This window comes from Collinsella ureilytica (assembly GCF_019795105.1).
Taxonomy (GTDB): Bacteria; Actinomycetota; Coriobacteriia; order Coriobacteriales; family Coriobacteriaceae; genus Collinsella; species Collinsella ureilytica.
This window is the reverse complement of sequence record NZ_JAIMFO010000006.1, coordinates 108,727-125,215: the sequence shown is the minus strand read 5'-3', so window position 1 is coordinate 125,215 and position 16,489 is coordinate 108,727. Positions and strand designations below refer to the sequence as shown.

The window sequence follows — 16,489 nt, the reverse complement described above, 5'->3', positions numbered from 1 at the left end:
ATGCGTACGAGCTTACTTTCGTGCTCAGGTAGGGTTTTCAAGGAGGGGTGACGTGCAGGAATCAGCCGGTAAGGTGGTTTTGGGAGAATCGGTAGATGTTGGGCGCATGCAGGATCTTGCGCGCACATTCTCCACGGATCGTGCAAACAGAATCGCACGTAATGCGGTTACTACGACCGGCATCGTAGGTGCCGCTCGCGATCAACGAGCCGTTCGCTCCTATACCGATACGTATGGCATTGAGCTTGCCGCTGCACGCACGGTAACCGATCAAATGCAGTCGGGTCGCTGCTGGATGTTTTCTACGCTCAATGTCATTCGGGCGAAAACCATGGACATCCTCGACCTCGATGACTTTGAGTTTTCTCAGGCCTATCTCACCTTTTATGAGAAGCTTGAAAAATCAAATGCCTTCTTAGATCGCATCATCGAAACGGCTGAACTTCCACCTACCGATCGCATTGTGAATCACCTCACCATGCATGCGGCTTCAGATGGTGGCCAGTTCATGTTTTGCGCCAGCTTGGTTGAAAAGTGGGGGCTTGTTCCCAAAGAGATCATGCCTGAGACGGCTTGCTCGCGCGATACAAAGGCTATGAACGAGGTCTTAGGCGAGCTTTTGCTGCACGATGCTGCTCAGCTGCGCGTCTGGTATCGCGAAGGCGTGAGTAAAGAGGAGCTCTGTGAGCGCAAGGATGAGATGCTCAAAGCGGTGCACCGTGTTCTTTCGTGTTGCTTGGGCGAGCCGCCTGTGACCTTTGACGTGCTTATGCGCGTAGGCCCTGCCGCTCAGGTGCCTGCCCATCGCCTAGAGATCGATGCTCGTCGCGATCGGCGACTACTCAGTGAGCACGGGATCACACCTCAGGAATTTGCTTGCCGCTATGCTCAATTTGATGCGAGTTCCTATATTGAGCTTTCGAGCTTGCCAGGTGAGACCCGCCCCTTTAGCCACCTCTATAGTTTTAGGTGGTTTGATCCAGTTATTGGTGGACGACCGGTCAAGTATCTAAACGTTGAGATGAGCCGACTTGAAGAGGCTGCAATTGCGTCGCTTCGCGGATCTACACCGGTGTACATGATGTGCGATGTGGCGAAGCGAAGTCTTCGCTATGCAGCAGACCATTCGGGAGTTCTCGCTCTTGATTGCATGGATCTTGAGGGTCTATTTGACATCGATTTGAGCATGAGTCGAGCCGCCGCTTTAGATCTCAACGCTATGGGCATGTCTCATTGCATGGTGTTTCAAGGCGTACAGCTTGATGGCGATGGCCGCCCGCATGCATGGCGTGTTGAGAATAGCCATGGCGCTGCTGAGAACAAAAACGGTTACTACATCATGAGCGGAGATTGGCATCGAGCTTATGGCGGTGTCGTGGTTGTAGAGCGTCAGTTTGTCCCAGAAGACCTGGTAACGCTTTGGGACACACTTCCAGTTGAACAGGTGGATCCCTGGACAGGATTTATTAACTATCGGCCGTGGTAGGCCTCAGATGGCTCTAACGGCTGGAGTGCTTCTGGCCGCAGCGCATATGCACATATACAGAAAGGTACAACCATGAATCAGATCAACACCTATCTCACCAAGAAGACGATCTCTCGCCGGGGCTTGCTTGGTGGTCTCGGCGCCCTTGCGCTTGGTGGTGCAGCACTTTCGCTCGCCGGTTGCGGAGACTCTTCAGGGGCTGGATCGGGCACTGGTGGGGGCGGAGCTGGCGGCACACTTGCCATTTCTCTTGCTGCTTCTCCTGCGTATTTGGATCCCATCAAATACACCGGCGTGTATGAGTCGCAGGTCATCAACAGCGTCTGCGATACCCTCGTGCAGTACTCCATGGATCTCTCCAAGATCGCGCCTTGCTTGGCTACCGTCTGGGAGATCTCAGAAGATGGAATGACCTACACCTTTGATTTGCGCTCTGACGTTGTGTTCCAAAAGGGCGAGTATCAAGACGGGCGCGCAATGACGGCGGAAGACGTGAAGTTTTCACTCGAGCGCTCAGCTCAGCAGTCTGCTCTCAATCGCTTAGCCATGCTTGATCACTGCACGGTTATATCTGACACGCGGGTTGAGTGCGTACTCAAGACTCCTTCAGCCTCGTTTTTAGCAGCCCTTACCGACGCGGGTAACGCCATTGTTCCCAAGGAAGAGGTTGAGGGCTGGGGCGATGCCTTTGGTGAGCACCTCATTGGCACCGGTCCTTTTGTGCTCAAGGCCTTTATCCGCGATCAGCAAACTGAGCTTGCGCGCAACGATACCTACTGGGGTGCGAAGCCTAAGCTCGACGGCGTGGTGTGGAAGGTGATTACCGATAACACTCAGGCTGCAAATGCCCTGTTCACCGGTGACGTGGATATGGTGACCGATCTTTCTGGCGAGTCGCTGCAAACGGTTAAGGCGAATGACGCCTATGAGGTGGAAGAAAAGCAGGCGCTGCATATTAGTTATATCTATATGAATAATGCGAACGGGCCTACCGCAGACCAACGGGTGCGCAAGGCAATTCTTATGGCGGTCAAGCGCGAAGATCTTGTTGCTGCAACCTTTCCCTATGGTGGTGGCCGCGAGGCAAAGCTCCCCTTGCCAGCAGAGAGTTGGGGCTATGACGCATCCGCAGAAGAACTTGTTCCGGCCTATGATCCTGAGGAGGCAAAGCGCCTGCTCGCTGAGGCTGGGCATGCGAATGGCTTGACACTCAACCTCTATATCACCAATGCGCCTGACCGTGTGGATATGGCAACGGTCTTTCAGCAGCAGCTCAAAAAGAATTTGAATATTGACGTGAAAATTAATACGTCTGACTGGGGCACCTTCTCTGCTACCGCTGCCTCAGGTACCGCAGATATCTACGCCATGTCGTGGACGTGGTATCCGGATCCGTATTTCTTCCTAAACCAGATGTTCCATACGACCAATATCGGCGCTTTGGGAAATGGTGCAGGCTTTAATGATCCTGAGGTCGATGCCTTGCTTGATGAGGCAAATCGGGTGATTGATCAAGACGAGCGCGCCAAGGTGTATAAGCAGGCGCTTCGCAAGATTGTGGCCAAGGATCCCATTTTGGTGTATGGATCGCGCGATATGTGCACAGGCCTCAACAAGCTGGTTGAGGGCTATGTCCCTCGTGCTGATGGTCATGTCCGGATTGTGAACGACGAGGTAAACGTTGGTAAGCGCTCCTAGGCATGCAGGCGGGGCGCGGCTGATGCTGACACATACGCGCCCCTTCCTGTTTGTATGCGTGGCCACGCGGTAGATGCGTTTGGGCTTTTGCTGGCGGGCAGGTGCTCCTGCTATGAACTGCGTTGTTCGGGTCGTCCAAGCGTCAAGAGGCTGAGGTTACTCGCTTGAGCCAGCGTTTAAGCAGTTCATGGGTGGTTGTTCATGAAACGTAAGGCGGCAGGCAGCTTGCAAAACCTCGGCACGCTCTCAGCCAAGATATGAAGGGATTCGATGACGTGGCAAGAACAATTTTGAGGCGCGTGCTCCAGGCCATACCGGTTCTGTTTGTTGCCATTAGCACTACGTTTATCTTGACGCGCATGATTCCCGGGGATCCGGCAGCTCAGATGCTCGGTCCCCAGGCACCTCCTGATGCGATTGCGGCGCTTCGAGTCCGGCTAGGAATCGACCAGCCAATTCCCGTGCAGTATATGCAGTATTTTGCGGGGGTCTTACAAGGAAATTTTGGTTGGTCCACCTCGTATAATCAGCCAGTTATGCCGCTCATCTTACAGCGCTTACCTGCAACGCTCATGATCACGCTGACGGCTCTTTTGCTTGCGGCGATTGTTGGTATCCCGCTTGGGGTCGAAACAGCGCTTCGGCAAAACACCTGGTTTGATTACCTTTTTATGGTGCTTGCGCTCGTGGGCGTATCAATGCCAATTTTCTGGCTCGGCCTTATGCTCGTACTGACGTTTAGTGTAGGGCTCGGCTGGCTTCCTGCCATGGGCATGGGTTCGTTTTCAAATGGCGTGCTCGACGTAGTGAGCCACATGGTGCTCCCCGTGCTTTGCTTGGCAACGATTCCCATGTCTACCTTTGCTCGGATATCACGTTCAAGCATGTTAGATACTATAGGCGCAGACTATATTAAGTCCTTGCGTTCGCGGGGCATTAAAGAGTCTGCAGTGATTTGGAAGCATGCGCTCAAAAATGCTCTGCCGCCTATTGTGACTGTGTTTGGCCTGCAGCTTGCTGCGGCGTTTACGGGCGCGATCCTGACCGAAACCATCTTTTCGTGGCCAGGGCTTGGCACACTTATCGTCAATGCTGTTAATGCCAGAGATTACTCCTTAATCCAGGGCATTGTGTTGTTCTCTGCCGTTGTGTTTGTAGGGGTCAATTTGGTTGTAGACATTGTATATGCCCTGATCAACCCACGTGTTGGCTTAGAAGAAGGGGGTGAGGGCAAATGATGAGCAAACATGACCACACAGCACAGCTTGAGATGATCCGAGCTGAGCGTCGGGCAAATAGCCCATGGGCAAAGCTGCGGCGCAATAAGATGGCGGTTGTTGGGTTGGCGATTGTTGCCAGTATGGTTGCGATGGCTCTTTTGGCTCCGCTCCTTGCTCCGGCAGATCCGAATCAAGTTGATATGAGCAAGACATTTTTAGCTCCAGGCACGGTAGGACACCCCTTAGGAACCGATGCCTATGGCCGTGATCTCTTATCGCGCATTATCTTTGGGGCACGGATTTCTATCTTTGTGGCTGTTGGCGGCACGGTCTTAGGCGCCGTGGTCGGTGTGCTCTTAGGACTTGCTGCAGGCTTTTTTGGCGGCATCCTCGATACGCTCATCATGCGAGTGATGGATGGCATGATGGCATTTCCCTTCATCTTGCTCGCTCTGATTTTAATGACCATCTTAGGCCAGGGCACGGTGAACGTAATCATTGCAATTGGTGTGGCGAATGTGCCCTACTTTGCTCGTGTTGTGCGCGGCCAAGTGCGGATTGTAAAAAACGAAGAGTATTGCAGTGCTGAGCGGGTGTTAGGTGCTTCTCCTGCCCGTATCTTGTTTGCTCATATCCTTCCAAACGCCATCTCTCCCATCATTGTGTACTTCACCTTAAATGTGGCTGGAGCAATTATTTCTGAGGCGGCACTTTCCTTTTTGGGCATGGGTATCCAGCCACCAACGGCGTCCTGGGGCAATATTTTGGCAGGCGGTCGTACGAGTCTCAGAACCTCTCCGCATATAGCAACGGTTTCTGGCTTGGTGATTTTAGTAACCGTGCTCGGCTGCAATCTTTTGGGAGACGGTATTCGTGACGTATTCGATCCAAAACAGAAGCGGTAGGTGGGTGTAGTGAAGCAAGCTATGGAATCAACTGCCGCACCGCTGCTGTCCGTGCACAATCTGAAGGTACACTTTGATACCTCTGCAGGTGTTGCGCGCGCGGTTGATGGCGTCAGCTTTACGCTGGATGCCGGTAAGACCTTAGCGATCGTGGGAGAGTCAGGCTCAGGCAAAAGCGTGACTGCCTCCTCGGTCATCAGACTGTTGCCAAAAAATGGCTCGATTGTGGACGGATCTATCTCGTTCGACAAGACGGATATGCGAGAGATTGACCTGCGCGAGCTGCTCGCAATTCGTGGGCGCGATATTGGCATGATCTATCAGGATCCTATGACCTCGCTTGATCCGGTTTTTACCATTGGATCTCAGATGATTGAGCAGATCATGACGCACGAGCAGGTGAGCCGTGGTGAGGCGCGTGAGCGTGCGATTGAAATGCTTACCCGCGTGGGCATCCCTGAGCCTCACCGGCGGATGGATGCCTATCCATATGAGCTCTCTGGCGGGATGTGCCAGCGCGTGATCATTGCTATGGCTATGTCGTGCCATCCTAAGTTCATTATTGCCGATGAGCCCACAACGGCGCTTGATGTGACGGTGCAGTCGCAGGTGCTCGATCTGCTAAAAGACTTGCAATCAAGTTTTGGAACAGCGATTTTGCTCATCACGCATAACCTCGGCATTGTGTGGAAGATGGCGAGCGACGTTATGGTGATGTATGCAGGTCGCACGGTGGAGTATGCATCGGTATCCGCTTTGTATGCAACGCCGTTACACCCGTATACCTGGGGCTTGTTAGATTCAATGCCGAGCTTGAGCGGCGAGGCACAAGAAGACTTGAAGGCTATCCCGGGAGCCCCGCCCGATCTGCGCCTTACGGGTACCTGCTGTAATTTCTACAATCGATGCCCGTATGCCATTGATCGGTGCAAGCACGAGATACCGGAGCTGATCGAAGTTGCTCCCGGTCATTTGGCTGCTTGTCATCGTCAAGGTGCTGGATCAGTACTTACGCGGGAGGGGCACCAATGAGTGAGCGCCATGCAGCTATGAATCAGGGATCGGGTGTGTCAGCCCAGCTTGGGCAAGACGAGAGTGCAGCCGCGCCTGCGGGTTCGTCTGAGCCGATCCTCTCTATTCGGAACCTTTGCCGAGATTTTTCTCTTCGCAAGGTTGGATTGTTTGGAGCTCAGCGTACCCTTCATGCGCTCACAGACGTATCGCTTGATGTGTACGAGGGAGAAACGCTCGGCCTTATTGGAGAGTCGGGTTGCGGCAAGTCTACGCTTGGGCGCTGCGTGGTGCAGCTTCACCGGGCTACGAGCGGCGAGATTCTCTATCGCGGACGAGAAATTAATGGCCTTACGGGCTCTGATCTCAAGGCTATGCGGCGCAATATCCAGATGGTGTTTCAGGATTCATTTTCTTCGCTCGACCCTCGATTTACGGCAGCCCGCGCCATAGAGGAGCCGCTGCTCATTCATGGAACAGAGGCAAGTCGCGAGGCAAGAGAGCAGATCGTTTTAGACATCATGCGCGAGGTTGGCCTCGATATTCAGCATCTTGAGCGCTATCCGCATGAGTTTTCTGGTGGTCAGCGCCAGCGAATCAATATTGCACGTGCTCTGGTGCTCGATCCTAAAATCATTGTGTGCGATGAGCCGGTGAGCGCGTTGGACGTGTCTATTCAGGCACAGGTGCTCAATCTCTTCCGCCGCTTGCAGCGTGATCGTGGTCTGACCTACCTCTTTATTAGCCACGATCTCTCGGTGATTCGGCATATCTCAGACCGGATTGCCATTATGTACCTTGGTCGGGTGGTAGAGATCTGTCCGGCGCATCGGGTGTACGAAAACCCGCTGCATCCCTATACCCAGGCCTTGCTTTCGGCCGTACCGCCTGAGAGTCCTTTTGAAGTGGCGGCAGAGATTAAGCTCACGGGAGAGATTGCAAGCCCGATAGGCGAACAGGTGGGGTGTCCCTTGGCGGGGCGCTGTCCATTTGTGATGGAGCGCTGTCGGAAGGAGTGCCCGGCGCTTCGGGAGGCTGAGCCTGAGCATCGGGTGGCATGTTTCTTGCACGGTGATGAAGCGGCGGCATAGGGTTGTTCGAGTTGTGGAGCTGAGACGTGTTTCTTGCAGGATGATGAGGCAGCAGCTTAGATTCGCTCAACGCATGTGACTCAGGTGTGCTGCCTGCATGATGATGAGGCTGCGGCGTAGATTCGCTCGGCGCGTGGAGCCTAGGCATGCAGGTTGTTGCAAGGTATGCAGCTTGTTATGGGAGGTAGAAGGTGGAACTAACAAAGGCTGATTTACATCGTGAAGTGTTAAAAGCAAAAGATGAGCTGATTGCCCTCTGCTGCGATCTCATCAAGATTAAAAATCAAAGCCCAATCGATTCTCAACGCCCCGCAATTGACTTTGTGCGCGCATACCTCGCATCTCAAGGCATTGAGTCGCAGGAGCATATTGGAGACGCTGGAGAGGCGTATCCAATCGTAACCGCGCGCATTGGATCGGATGAGGGTTTTCGGGTCGTGCTGAACGGGCATGTGGATGTGGTGCCTGTCGGCCAAGCTTCTGGGTGGCGCTTTGATCCATTTCTTGGTGAGGTGGTTGACGGCAAGATCTGTGGGCGTGGAGCCTCAGACATGAAGTGTGGCCTGGCTGTGCTGCTTTTTTCTATGGCGATTCTTAAGCGGAGTGGCGCGGTACTCGCTGGAGATATTCGCTTGCATATGGCCTGCGATGAAGAGATTGCGGGCACCGGTACGAAGTGGCTCTGTGAGAACGGCTTTGCTGAAGGCGCGGATGCCGTTATGGTGGGCGAGCCAACCGGGCATGACACGATTGAGATCGGACAAAAGGGCATCTTGCATCTCACACTGACCGCTCATGGTGTGCCCGGGCACGGCTCTACCGGGAAATACAAGGGAGAAAACGCTATTCTCAAACTTGCTCGTGTCCTGTTGCATGTGGATCGTCTGACTGAAGTAGCGGGGCATTTTGACCCTGAGCAGGCGCAAGCTGTTGCAAACTCAAAGATTATTGCCAAGCGCACGATTCAGGCACCGGGCGTGGGAGATGTGATCGATCATCTCTCGGCAAATGTCGGTGTTATTGAAGGTGGCGGCAAGATCAACCAGGTGCCCGATTTGGCCACCGCAAAGATTGACGTTCGCCTTCCGTACGGTACGGTGCGTGAAGAGGTTGTAGCAGCGGTTGATGATATGCTCGCCCAAGCTGGGGCGGAAGGCGTTGAGGCTAGGTATGAGTGGATTGCTGAGGGCAATGCTACGGATGATGCCAGTCCGCTTGTGGTGAGTTTGAAGCGCAATATTGAAGCAGTTTGGGGCGAGGAGTGCTTGCCTGCATACCAATGGGCTTCAAGCGATGCTGCCCATTATCGGAAGCTCGGCTGTCCGACGATTCAGTTTGGGCCTGCAAACAATGCGGGGATTCATGGCTACAATGAGGATGTAGATGTGGAAGATGTAGTCCGGGCTGCAGAGATCTACATGCTCACCCTGTGTGATCTCTTGGGCGTGGAGTAGCGCATACGAGAAAGGAAGCCAGCCATGGCTCACGGTGTTTCTACCAAGCTGATTGAGTTTATTGAGGCATGTCCGAGCATGTTTCATACAACGGCTACGATTCGCACACGCCTTGAGGCGGCGGGCTTTGAGCACCTTTCTGAAGGCGATTCGTGGAACATTGCCGCTGGTGGGCGCTATGTGATCACGCGGAACAACTCGAGCGTTATTGCGATACGAGTTGGCAAGCAAGCCCTTAATCATGAGGGCGGAATGCATTTTCAGCTCACCGCCGCTCATGGCGATTCGCCTACGTTCAAAATTAAATCGACCGGTGAGCTTGAAGGCCCTGGCAAGGCATTGCGCCTCGACGTTGAGGCCTATGGCGGCATGATTGACTACACGTGGTTTGATCGGCCGCTTTCGGTAGCGGGTCGGGTACTCGTGCGTGAGGGAGACTCAATTGTGAGCCGCCTGATCGCTCCTGACCGTGATCTGGCAATTATTCCGAGCTTGGCTATTCATCTGGACCGCAGCGTCAATAGCGAGTTCTCTCCCAACCGAGCAGTCGATCTGGTACCACTCATTTCGGTAGGTAAGCTTAAAGCTGGCGATTTTGAGGCGTATATTGCCCAAGAGGCTGGGGTCGATCCAAGCCAGGTGCTTGCCCGCGATCTCTTTTTGGTGAACCGCCAATCTGGCCGCATTTGGGGAGTTCAGCAGGAGTTTGTGTCGGCACCCAAGCTCGATGATCTGATGTGCGCGTTTGCATCGCTTGAGGCATTCATGCAGGCAGAAAATGAGCACTGTGTAAGCGTGTATTGCTGTTTTGACAACGAAGAAGTTGGTTCAAATACTAAGCAGGGTGCCATGTCTACCTTTTTGGCAGATGTTTTGAGTAGAGTCTCGACTGCTCTTGGTTTAACGGCCGAGGAGCATCTCTGTGCTATTGCCCGCTCTATGTTGGTGAGCTGCGATAATGCTCATGCCCTGCATCCGAATCGCCCCGAGCGCTACGACGAGATTAATCGCTGCTATCTCAATGGGGGCGTGGTCATTAAGGAAGAGGCTGGTCAGCGGTATTGCACGGATGCCTTTAGCCGCGCGGTCTTTGTGGCTCTGTGTGAGCGTGCTGGTGTGCCATGGCAGAGCTTTGCGAACCGAAGCGATAGCGTTGGTGGATCAACGCTTGGCAATCTTTCGAACATGCAGGTGAGTGTGCATGCCGTTGATATTGGCTGTCCGCAGCTGGCCATGCATGCTTCTTATGAGACGGCTGGCGTGCGCGACGCGGCATATATGATCGATGCACTCACTGCCTTCTTTGAAGCAGATCTTGCAATTGATGGAGCTGATGCTGTAAGCATAGGCTAGGTGGCGATTCGGGCTCGATGTGGGTCGGGCTTTTGCTACACTGTGTAGCTGTGCGCCTCCGTAGCTCAGGGGATAGAGCACCACTCTCCTAAAGTGGGTGTCGGCCGTTCGAATCGGCCCGGGGGCACCAGGCAATCTGTCGGGTCAGAGACATATCGCTCTGACCCGTTTTGCTTGCATGTTCTAACCTAGCGTGGTTGTGCTGGGACTGCAAACTGGTATGGAAATCAAGATATATGTTGGTCTTCTGCTGATAGGGCTTGAATGGTCTGTTGTGGTGCATACAAGTGAGAATTTGGAGACAATGATCGCATAGAGGAGGTTCGACCTGCAGCTCGACTCTCCGTGAGCCGGAGTGAATCCGGAGCACACTGAACCCGGATGTCTCGGAAGCATTCGGGTTCATGCTTTTTGTAGCACGGCTGCGCTTACAGCCCTTGACCTTATAAGCGCCTCAGCTCATGATGGCATAACCCCCTTTGCACGCGCCTCATTGAGGAGCGTGCTATGAATTTGTTCCTAGAAACTCCAGAGCAGATAGCGGCTCGGGCTGCACGAGCCGGATCGTCTTCAGGCGGAGCTGAGGCTTTGGCAATGAGGATCTTTAAAGATCCTGTACCTGCGCTCAAAACTGATGCATCTGCGCAGCAAAAAAGAAGGTTGAACGTAGATCGCTCAACCTCAGAGGGCTCAATACTGGGTGCGCTGATGGGACTGAGACTCCCATGGCGCCAGAGCGTTGAGCTCCATGACGCGCAGGCAAAGTCTTCTCAAGCCAGGAGCGGATTTCAGTATCCCTCGGCGGGTTATGAGCAGCGTGAGCACGGAGCGTTACGGAGTCAGCCGGGGTTCGGGCGCAATTCGATGAACGTGCGACGGGAGCAACGAGGCTTCAGCTCACATGAGCGCTTGCCCTTGTATGAAGAATATCGACAAGAAATGGCTTATGCACGTAAGCGAGCCATGCATACGCGCCTTGCCCTGATTGCGCGCTGGGTTATTATGGCGTTACTGTTGCCCATTCTGCTTGCAGTTGTATTTTTAGCATCCTATGCCGTGACAATCATTGCAAGTGGGGCGACACCAGATGACGTAATGATGAGAATGACTCAGCTGATCTCGCGCTTGGAAGGCTTTGTGCGCACCGCGCTGGGCTTGCTATAGGACGACTCAGGAGTGTTCGGGCAAGAGCATCTGGGAGAGGCTGTAGACGTAGAGAGATACAACAAGACCGGAAGACTGAGCCTTCCGGTCTTGTTTACGGTGCTATGTCGGGCGGGCGAGCCCGCGTGCCGAGCGGCGATCTACTTATGCGCGCTTTTTGCGAAGCACAGAACCGGCTACGAACATGCTTGCTGCGCTCGCAGATGCGAGCAGAGCAGCGATGCTGGACGCATCGGAGGTTTGCGGGAGGCTCGTACCCTTGTCCTTCTTGATGGATTTGGTCTTCTTGGTCTTAGGAGTCTTCTTCTCAGAGTCCTTCTTCTTGATCTCAAGCTTGATCACGATGCGATCAATCGTGCCATCAGGCTGTGTGACAACAATTACCTGATCGGTGGTACCGATCGTGTCGGTAGAAGGTGTGTGCTCCCACGCAAAGGTGGTGCCATCTGGCAGGTCATTGGCGTTTGCAATACCGGTCTTTGCATCAGGTGCCGGGCTTCCCTGCTCAACCGTTACCGGCTGGCCAGTTGGAGTCACATGCTTTTTGGTGACCTCAAGCTTTACGGTGACGCGCTCAGCGGGGCTATTGGGCTGTGTGACAACAATTACCTGATCGGTGGTACCGATCGTGTCGGTAGAAGGTGTGTGCTCCCACGCAAAGGTGGTGCCATCTGGCAGGTCATTGGCGTTTGCAATACCGGTCTTTGCATCAGGTGCCGGGCTTCCCTGCTCAACCGTTACCGGCTGGCCAGTTGGAATTAAGCGCCATACGGCCTGGAGCTTATAGGGCTTTTTGACGGCAGTCGTGAAATCAAACTTTTTGCCGGTTGCAAGGTCTTGCCAGTACACAAATGTATAGCCTTCACGCGTGGGGTCTGCGGGACGCTTAGCGTACGGTGAATTGGGTTCAATCTCTTGCTGAGCATCTTCTGGCTTTGCTAAGACACCGCCGTTTACATCAAAGCTAACGAGCGGGTTGTAAGAAGCAATGTAGCGAACGAAGTTCCTGAACTTGCATTTTTCTGGACCGAATGGCAAGGAGCGATAGCCCCGGTCAAACCATCCTTTAAATACATAGCCCTCAAACTACTTGCCCTCAGGTAAAGCACCCGTAAGCTCGTGCCCAAAGAGGTGCTCTTTAACCAGAGCGGGAGTTGGGTTTACAGCAAGCGTGCCGTCATCCTGCAGATCTTGCTGATAGAATGCAACACGAGGAATGTAGACAACCTGAAGCCACAGGCTGGACTTCAGCTTTCCATCGTTCATGTGATCGCGGATCAGCTGCTTGAGCTCGTCGCTCGTAGTAAACTTCTTGTTGAGCGTTTGCGCTTCAAAGTAGGCACCAAGCGTGGACTCCTTATAGCCTCGCTCGTACTCCCAAAGTGGCGTGGGAACCGAGATCTTATCAATATCGTCCTCGCTGTTGAGGACGAGTTTTGCATTAAATTCTCCCTTGTTTCCAGGCCATTTCTCTGCATTGGGGCCAGCGTTGGTAATGTCCAGATCCGGCTTGGTCTCAGTCGAGGATGCAGGGGGCAAGAATTGAATCTCGAAGGGGTACGAGATTGCGGCAAATGCCGGTACCGTAAAGATAAAGAACAACACTGCGGTGAGTGCCGATGCGCACATCATTTTGACGTGCTGAGAAGGAGGCAAGTAGTGCTTCATAGTGACCCGGTTTTCCTTTCTTGTACAGGTGGGTATAGATAGCGGTTGGGAGGATAGATTTCCTCAGGCTGATAGATGCTCTAAGAGTAACACCTCCACTTTTCCGCAGCAACTTTATCTAGATCTCTTTGAAAAGATATGCCGTGACCTGCCCGTTTAGGGCTTTTTTCTTGTGTGGTATTGCGTGGTATGTTGTATGCTTATGGGAATAAGGGTGGAAGGAGCCTGGATATTTTTGAAGCAGATTCCGCAAGCAAACGGACGGGTTAAGCTCGCTATCTATGAGAGCTTTCGTGAAGGAGCTCGCACAAGACAGCGCACGGTTCGCTCTCTTGGCTATCTTGATGAGCTTGTTTTAGAACATGCTGATCCTATTGCGTGGGGAAAGGCTGTAGCGCGCGAGATGACTCGGGCCAAACAAAGCGCTGAGCGACCAGTCACGATCGATATCCATCCGATGCAGCGCCTCGATAAACGAACACCTTCGGTTAAAAACATCGGCAGTGCTGTAGCGTTTGCCTACTACTCTGCTTTAGGTATTGGAACTACCTTGAAGCGTGCTGCTCGAACATCGAGTACAGCGTATAGCTTAGATGCCGTATGTAGGCTTCTGGTCTTAGAGCGCTTAGTTGATCCTGGATCGAAGCTTTCTGCTTGGAATCATCGCGAGCGCTATTTCTTTCGCAGTCCCTTTTCAGATGATGATGTCTATCGCGCACTTGATGGTCTGGCTCTTGCCTGAGATAGCGTGGTGTCTTCTATGAACCGCTCAATTGCAAAAGGGTGTACGCGTGATCTGTCGTCGGTGTACTACGACGTGACCAACTACTACTTTGAGATAGATACGGAAGACAGTCTGAGACGTCGCGGTGTTTCTAAAGAGCACCGAAAAAGCCCGATCGTGCAGATGGGGCTTTTGCAAGATGGGCGTGGCATACCGATTGCGTACCGCATATTTCCCGGCAATACATCTGATAGCAAAACGATGATACCGACCTTACAAGATCTGAAGTGTGACTACGGTCTTGAGCGTGTGGTGACAGTTGCTGACAAAGGACTTAACTGTTCGGAAAATATCGCAGCTACCCTCGCTACAAAAGATGGCTTTGTCTTTTCCCAGTCACTTCGTGCAACCAAGTCAGACAACGAGCTCAAAGCATGGGTCTTAGATGAGGCGGGCTATACGGCTCGGAGCGACTTTAAGATGAAGTCCAAACAAGGAGTAAAGACCATACATCTCAAAGCCCAAGATACAGCAGACAACACAGCAAAAGACGTCGTGGTTGAGGTGAAGTATGTCGCGTTTTGGTCACGGAAGTACGCTGAGCGTGCCAGGCGTGAGCGAGCACGAGTGATTGAAAAGGCAAAGGCTTTAATTGCAAACCCTGGTGCTTATACACGCGCCACGAGCTTTGGTGCTGCCAAATACGTACGAGGCTTGCACTTCGATACAGCAACCGGAGAGATCGCAGATGCTCGCGCACTTGCTCTCGATACAAAAGCCATCGCTCAAGCAGAAGCCTTAGATGGCTACTATTTGATTGTCACCAGTGAGACCTCCTGGTCAGCTGAGCAAATCATTGATACCTACCGAGAGCTTTGGAGAATTGAAGAGTCATTCAAGATCACCAAGTCAGAGCTTGTGGCTCGCCCGGTATACGTCTGGACACCAGCACATATTGAGGCACACTTTCTCACCTGCTATATAGCGCTGGTGATCTTGCGACTCTTACAATGGGCAAGTGGGCTCACGTGTGCGCGCATACGAGAAGAAATCGCACAGATGAACTGCGTGAACATTGACGCAAACTGGTGGGTATGTACGCACCGAAGTGATGACTCAGACAAGCTGGTAGAAACTGTTGGTCTCGAAGAGCTCAAGCTTAAAAACCTACGTACAAAAGATGCCAAAGCAATTATGGCAAAAGCAGCAAAGGCCAAACTACCACACAAGAAATGATCAGGAAAAATCGCTCGTATTCGCAGCTCAGTGGTATTGTTTCCTAAAATTTGCTACGGAAGTCAGGCTTCATAGTGACCCGGTCTTCCTTTCTTGTACAGGTGGGTACAGATAGCGGTTGGGAGGATAGATTCCCGCAGGCTGATAGATACTTTAAGAGTAACACCTGTGCATATAGTTTTGTGCGGCACGGCAGTTTATTGATGCGCACATCATTTAGCTGTAAACGGTTACGCTCGTGCGCTTAAAGCAATCGAGGTAGATTAAGGCTTTTTTATATGCGTGATCAGGAGCAGTGTTTCCCCCTTACCGAGGAGTAGCAGCCGTGTATAGGCCGGCTGACTCAGCATGCTCGTCTTATTGCCTATAATGCACAGATAAGGAAGCAGTATCGACGAAAGGGGGTTTGCATGGCGGTTCCGCAGAGCCCTCCTGAGGAAGCCATGCGCTCGGTGGTTGATACGCTGGCAAGTGGTTTTGATCACTTTTCACGCGCTGAGCAAAAGGTTGCCCGCAAGGTGTTAGAAAACCCCTCTGCCATTGCTGAGCTGAATGTTTCTCAGCTTGCTGAGCTTTGCCAGGTAAGCGATGCAACTGTTGTTCGTATGAGTCAGCATGCAGGGTATTCTGGTTACTATCAGATGCGCATTATGTTGATGAGCGACCTCAGACAGCAGGCGGAAGATATTGACGGAGGCACTCCACGAGATCCGGTAACGTATTCTTTTACGCAAAGCCTTCTTTATCTCAAGCTCTTGTGTAATCCAAAAAATGTCGCCTGTATTGATCAAGCAGCTGAGCTTATTTTGGAAGCTCCGACAGTTTATGTTGCCGCTATTGGTAACTCAGCTCCACTGGCAGATGACCTTGAGTTCAGACTGAATACGCTCGGCGTTCGTGCGTTTACTGGCAGTAGGATTGAAACGAAAATTCGACATCTTTCCAATGCTGAGCCGGGAGATGTGTTGATTGCAATTTCTCGATCGGGTGCATCTACGGGCTTATTGCGGCTTGTAGAGCTTGCGCATGAGAAACAGGTTGAGATCATCGCGATTACAGGGGATAAGGTATCGCCTCTTACGCGCCAATCCAAAGTTGTAATCTCCTCTGCTAACCCTGCTCGCGTTTTTCAGCCGATCGCGCCGCGCGTGGAGTCGCATCTTGGCGAGTTCTTCTTAATTGATGCGTTAGTCTTGCGCATTGATCTCATGATGAGGTCACGGGGGGATGAGCTGAGTGCCGATGAGCTGGACTTGCTCCTCTCAGAATTTAAGCTGTAATAAACTTTCATCAAGCTTCGCTCTGCTTAAAACTTCATATAAGACAGCTTGAATATAAGTTGAAGAGATGCCGTTCGCGCGTCAAAACATACCGCTTACGGTTTAAATTTCCCCAATTACCAATACGGGATCTAAAAATCGTAGTATCTAGGTGAAATGAAATTACAAAAGTTAAGTCAATCTCAATTTATAAGTAATT

General features: G+C 52.4%; 14 protein-coding genes and 1 tRNA gene. 13 read left to right on the top strand and 2 right to left on the bottom strand.

What is annotated here, in order from left to right; all coding sequences use genetic code 11:
- The first annotated feature begins 52 nt into the window (after positions 1-52).
- From K6V98_RS04880 to K6V98_RS04835, 10 genes are all read left to right on the top strand, one after another.
- The gene (locus K6V98_RS04880) at positions 53-1,486 is read left to right on the top strand and encodes a C1 family peptidase (protein WP_222199407.1); all 1,434 of its coding nucleotides are present in this window, start codon (positions 53-55) and stop codon (positions 1,484-1,486) included.
- Between the two features lie 72 nt (positions 1,487-1,558).
- Entirely contained in the window at positions 1,559-3,184 is a 1,626-nt protein-coding gene (locus K6V98_RS04875; RefSeq protein ID WP_222199406.1) for an ABC transporter substrate-binding protein, read from the top strand.
- Between the two features lie 275 nt (positions 3,185-3,459).
- A complete protein-coding gene (locus K6V98_RS04870; RefSeq protein WP_222199405.1) occupies positions 3,460-4,422 on the top strand; it encodes an ABC transporter permease in 963 nt (320 codons plus the stop codon).
- Positions 4,419-5,309: an ABC transporter permease gene (locus K6V98_RS04865; RefSeq protein ID WP_222199404.1), complete on the top strand. Its 891-nt coding sequence runs from the start codon at positions 4,419-4,421 to the stop codon at positions 5,307-5,309. Before K6V98_RS04870 ends, K6V98_RS04865 begins: the two co-directional genes overlap by 4 nt.
- Positions 5,310-5,318: 9 nt before the next feature.
- Complete coding sequence (locus K6V98_RS04860) at positions 5,319-6,341, top strand: ABC transporter ATP-binding protein (RefSeq protein ID WP_222199403.1); 1,023 nt, start codon at positions 5,319-5,321, stop codon at positions 6,339-6,341.
- Entirely contained in the window at positions 6,338-7,411 is a 1,074-nt protein-coding gene (locus tag K6V98_RS04855) for an ABC transporter ATP-binding protein (protein ID WP_306792766.1), read from the top strand. The genes K6V98_RS04860 and K6V98_RS04855 overlap by 4 nt, the downstream gene beginning before the upstream one ends.
- A 191-nt stretch (positions 7,412-7,602) precedes the next feature.
- Complete coding sequence (locus K6V98_RS04850) at positions 7,603-8,865, top strand: M20 family metallopeptidase (RefSeq protein ID WP_222199402.1); 1,263 nt, start codon at positions 7,603-7,605, stop codon at positions 8,863-8,865.
- A gap of 24 nt (positions 8,866-8,889) precedes the next feature.
- The gene (locus K6V98_RS04845; protein WP_222199401.1) at positions 8,890-10,218 is read left to right on the top strand and encodes a M18 family aminopeptidase; all 1,329 of its coding nucleotides are present in this window, start codon (positions 8,890-8,892) and stop codon (positions 10,216-10,218) included.
- Between the two features lie 54 nt (positions 10,219-10,272).
- Positions 10,273-10,348: transfer RNA gene (locus K6V98_RS04840), tRNA-Arg, on the top strand.
- 377 nt (positions 10,349-10,725) lie between these two features.
- A complete protein-coding gene (locus tag K6V98_RS04835; RefSeq protein ID WP_222199400.1) occupies positions 10,726-11,382 on the top strand; it encodes a hypothetical protein in 657 nt (218 codons plus the stop codon).
- 144 nt (positions 11,383-11,526) lie between these two features.
- On the opposite strand, the gene K6V98_RS04830 is transcribed toward K6V98_RS04835, so the two are convergent.
- Entirely contained in the window at positions 11,527-12,420 is an 894-nt protein-coding gene (locus K6V98_RS04830; protein ID WP_222199399.1) for a Rib/alpha-like domain-containing protein, read from the bottom strand.
- Between the two features lie 48 nt (positions 12,421-12,468).
- Positions 12,469-13,050 carry a hypothetical protein gene (locus K6V98_RS04825; RefSeq protein ID WP_222199398.1) on the bottom strand — a complete coding sequence of 194 codons (582 nt, stop codon included), beginning with the start codon at positions 13,048-13,050 and terminating at the stop codon, positions 12,469-12,471.
- Positions 13,051-13,285: 235 nt separating this feature from the next.
- On the opposite strand from K6V98_RS04825, the gene K6V98_RS04820 reads away from it, so the two are divergent.
- The 3 genes from K6V98_RS04820 (at position 13,286) to K6V98_RS04810 (ending at position 16,290) form a co-directional block, all read left to right on the top strand.
- A complete protein-coding gene (locus K6V98_RS04820) occupies positions 13,286-13,792 on the top strand; it encodes an IS1634 family transposase N-terminal domain-related protein (protein ID WP_222199397.1) in 507 nt (168 codons plus the stop codon).
- Positions 13,793-13,810: 18 nt separating this feature from the next.
- Positions 13,811-15,010, top strand: a complete 1,200-nt coding sequence (locus K6V98_RS04815; protein WP_222199396.1) for an IS1634 family transposase — start codon at positions 13,811-13,813, stop codon at positions 15,008-15,010.
- Positions 15,011-15,420: 410 nt separating this feature from the next.
- Positions 15,421-16,290 (top strand): MurR/RpiR family transcriptional regulator, encoded by an 870-nt coding sequence (locus K6V98_RS04810; RefSeq protein ID WP_222199395.1) that lies wholly within the window; start codon positions 15,421-15,423, stop codon positions 16,288-16,290.
- Positions 16,291-16,489: the final 199 nt, after the last annotated feature.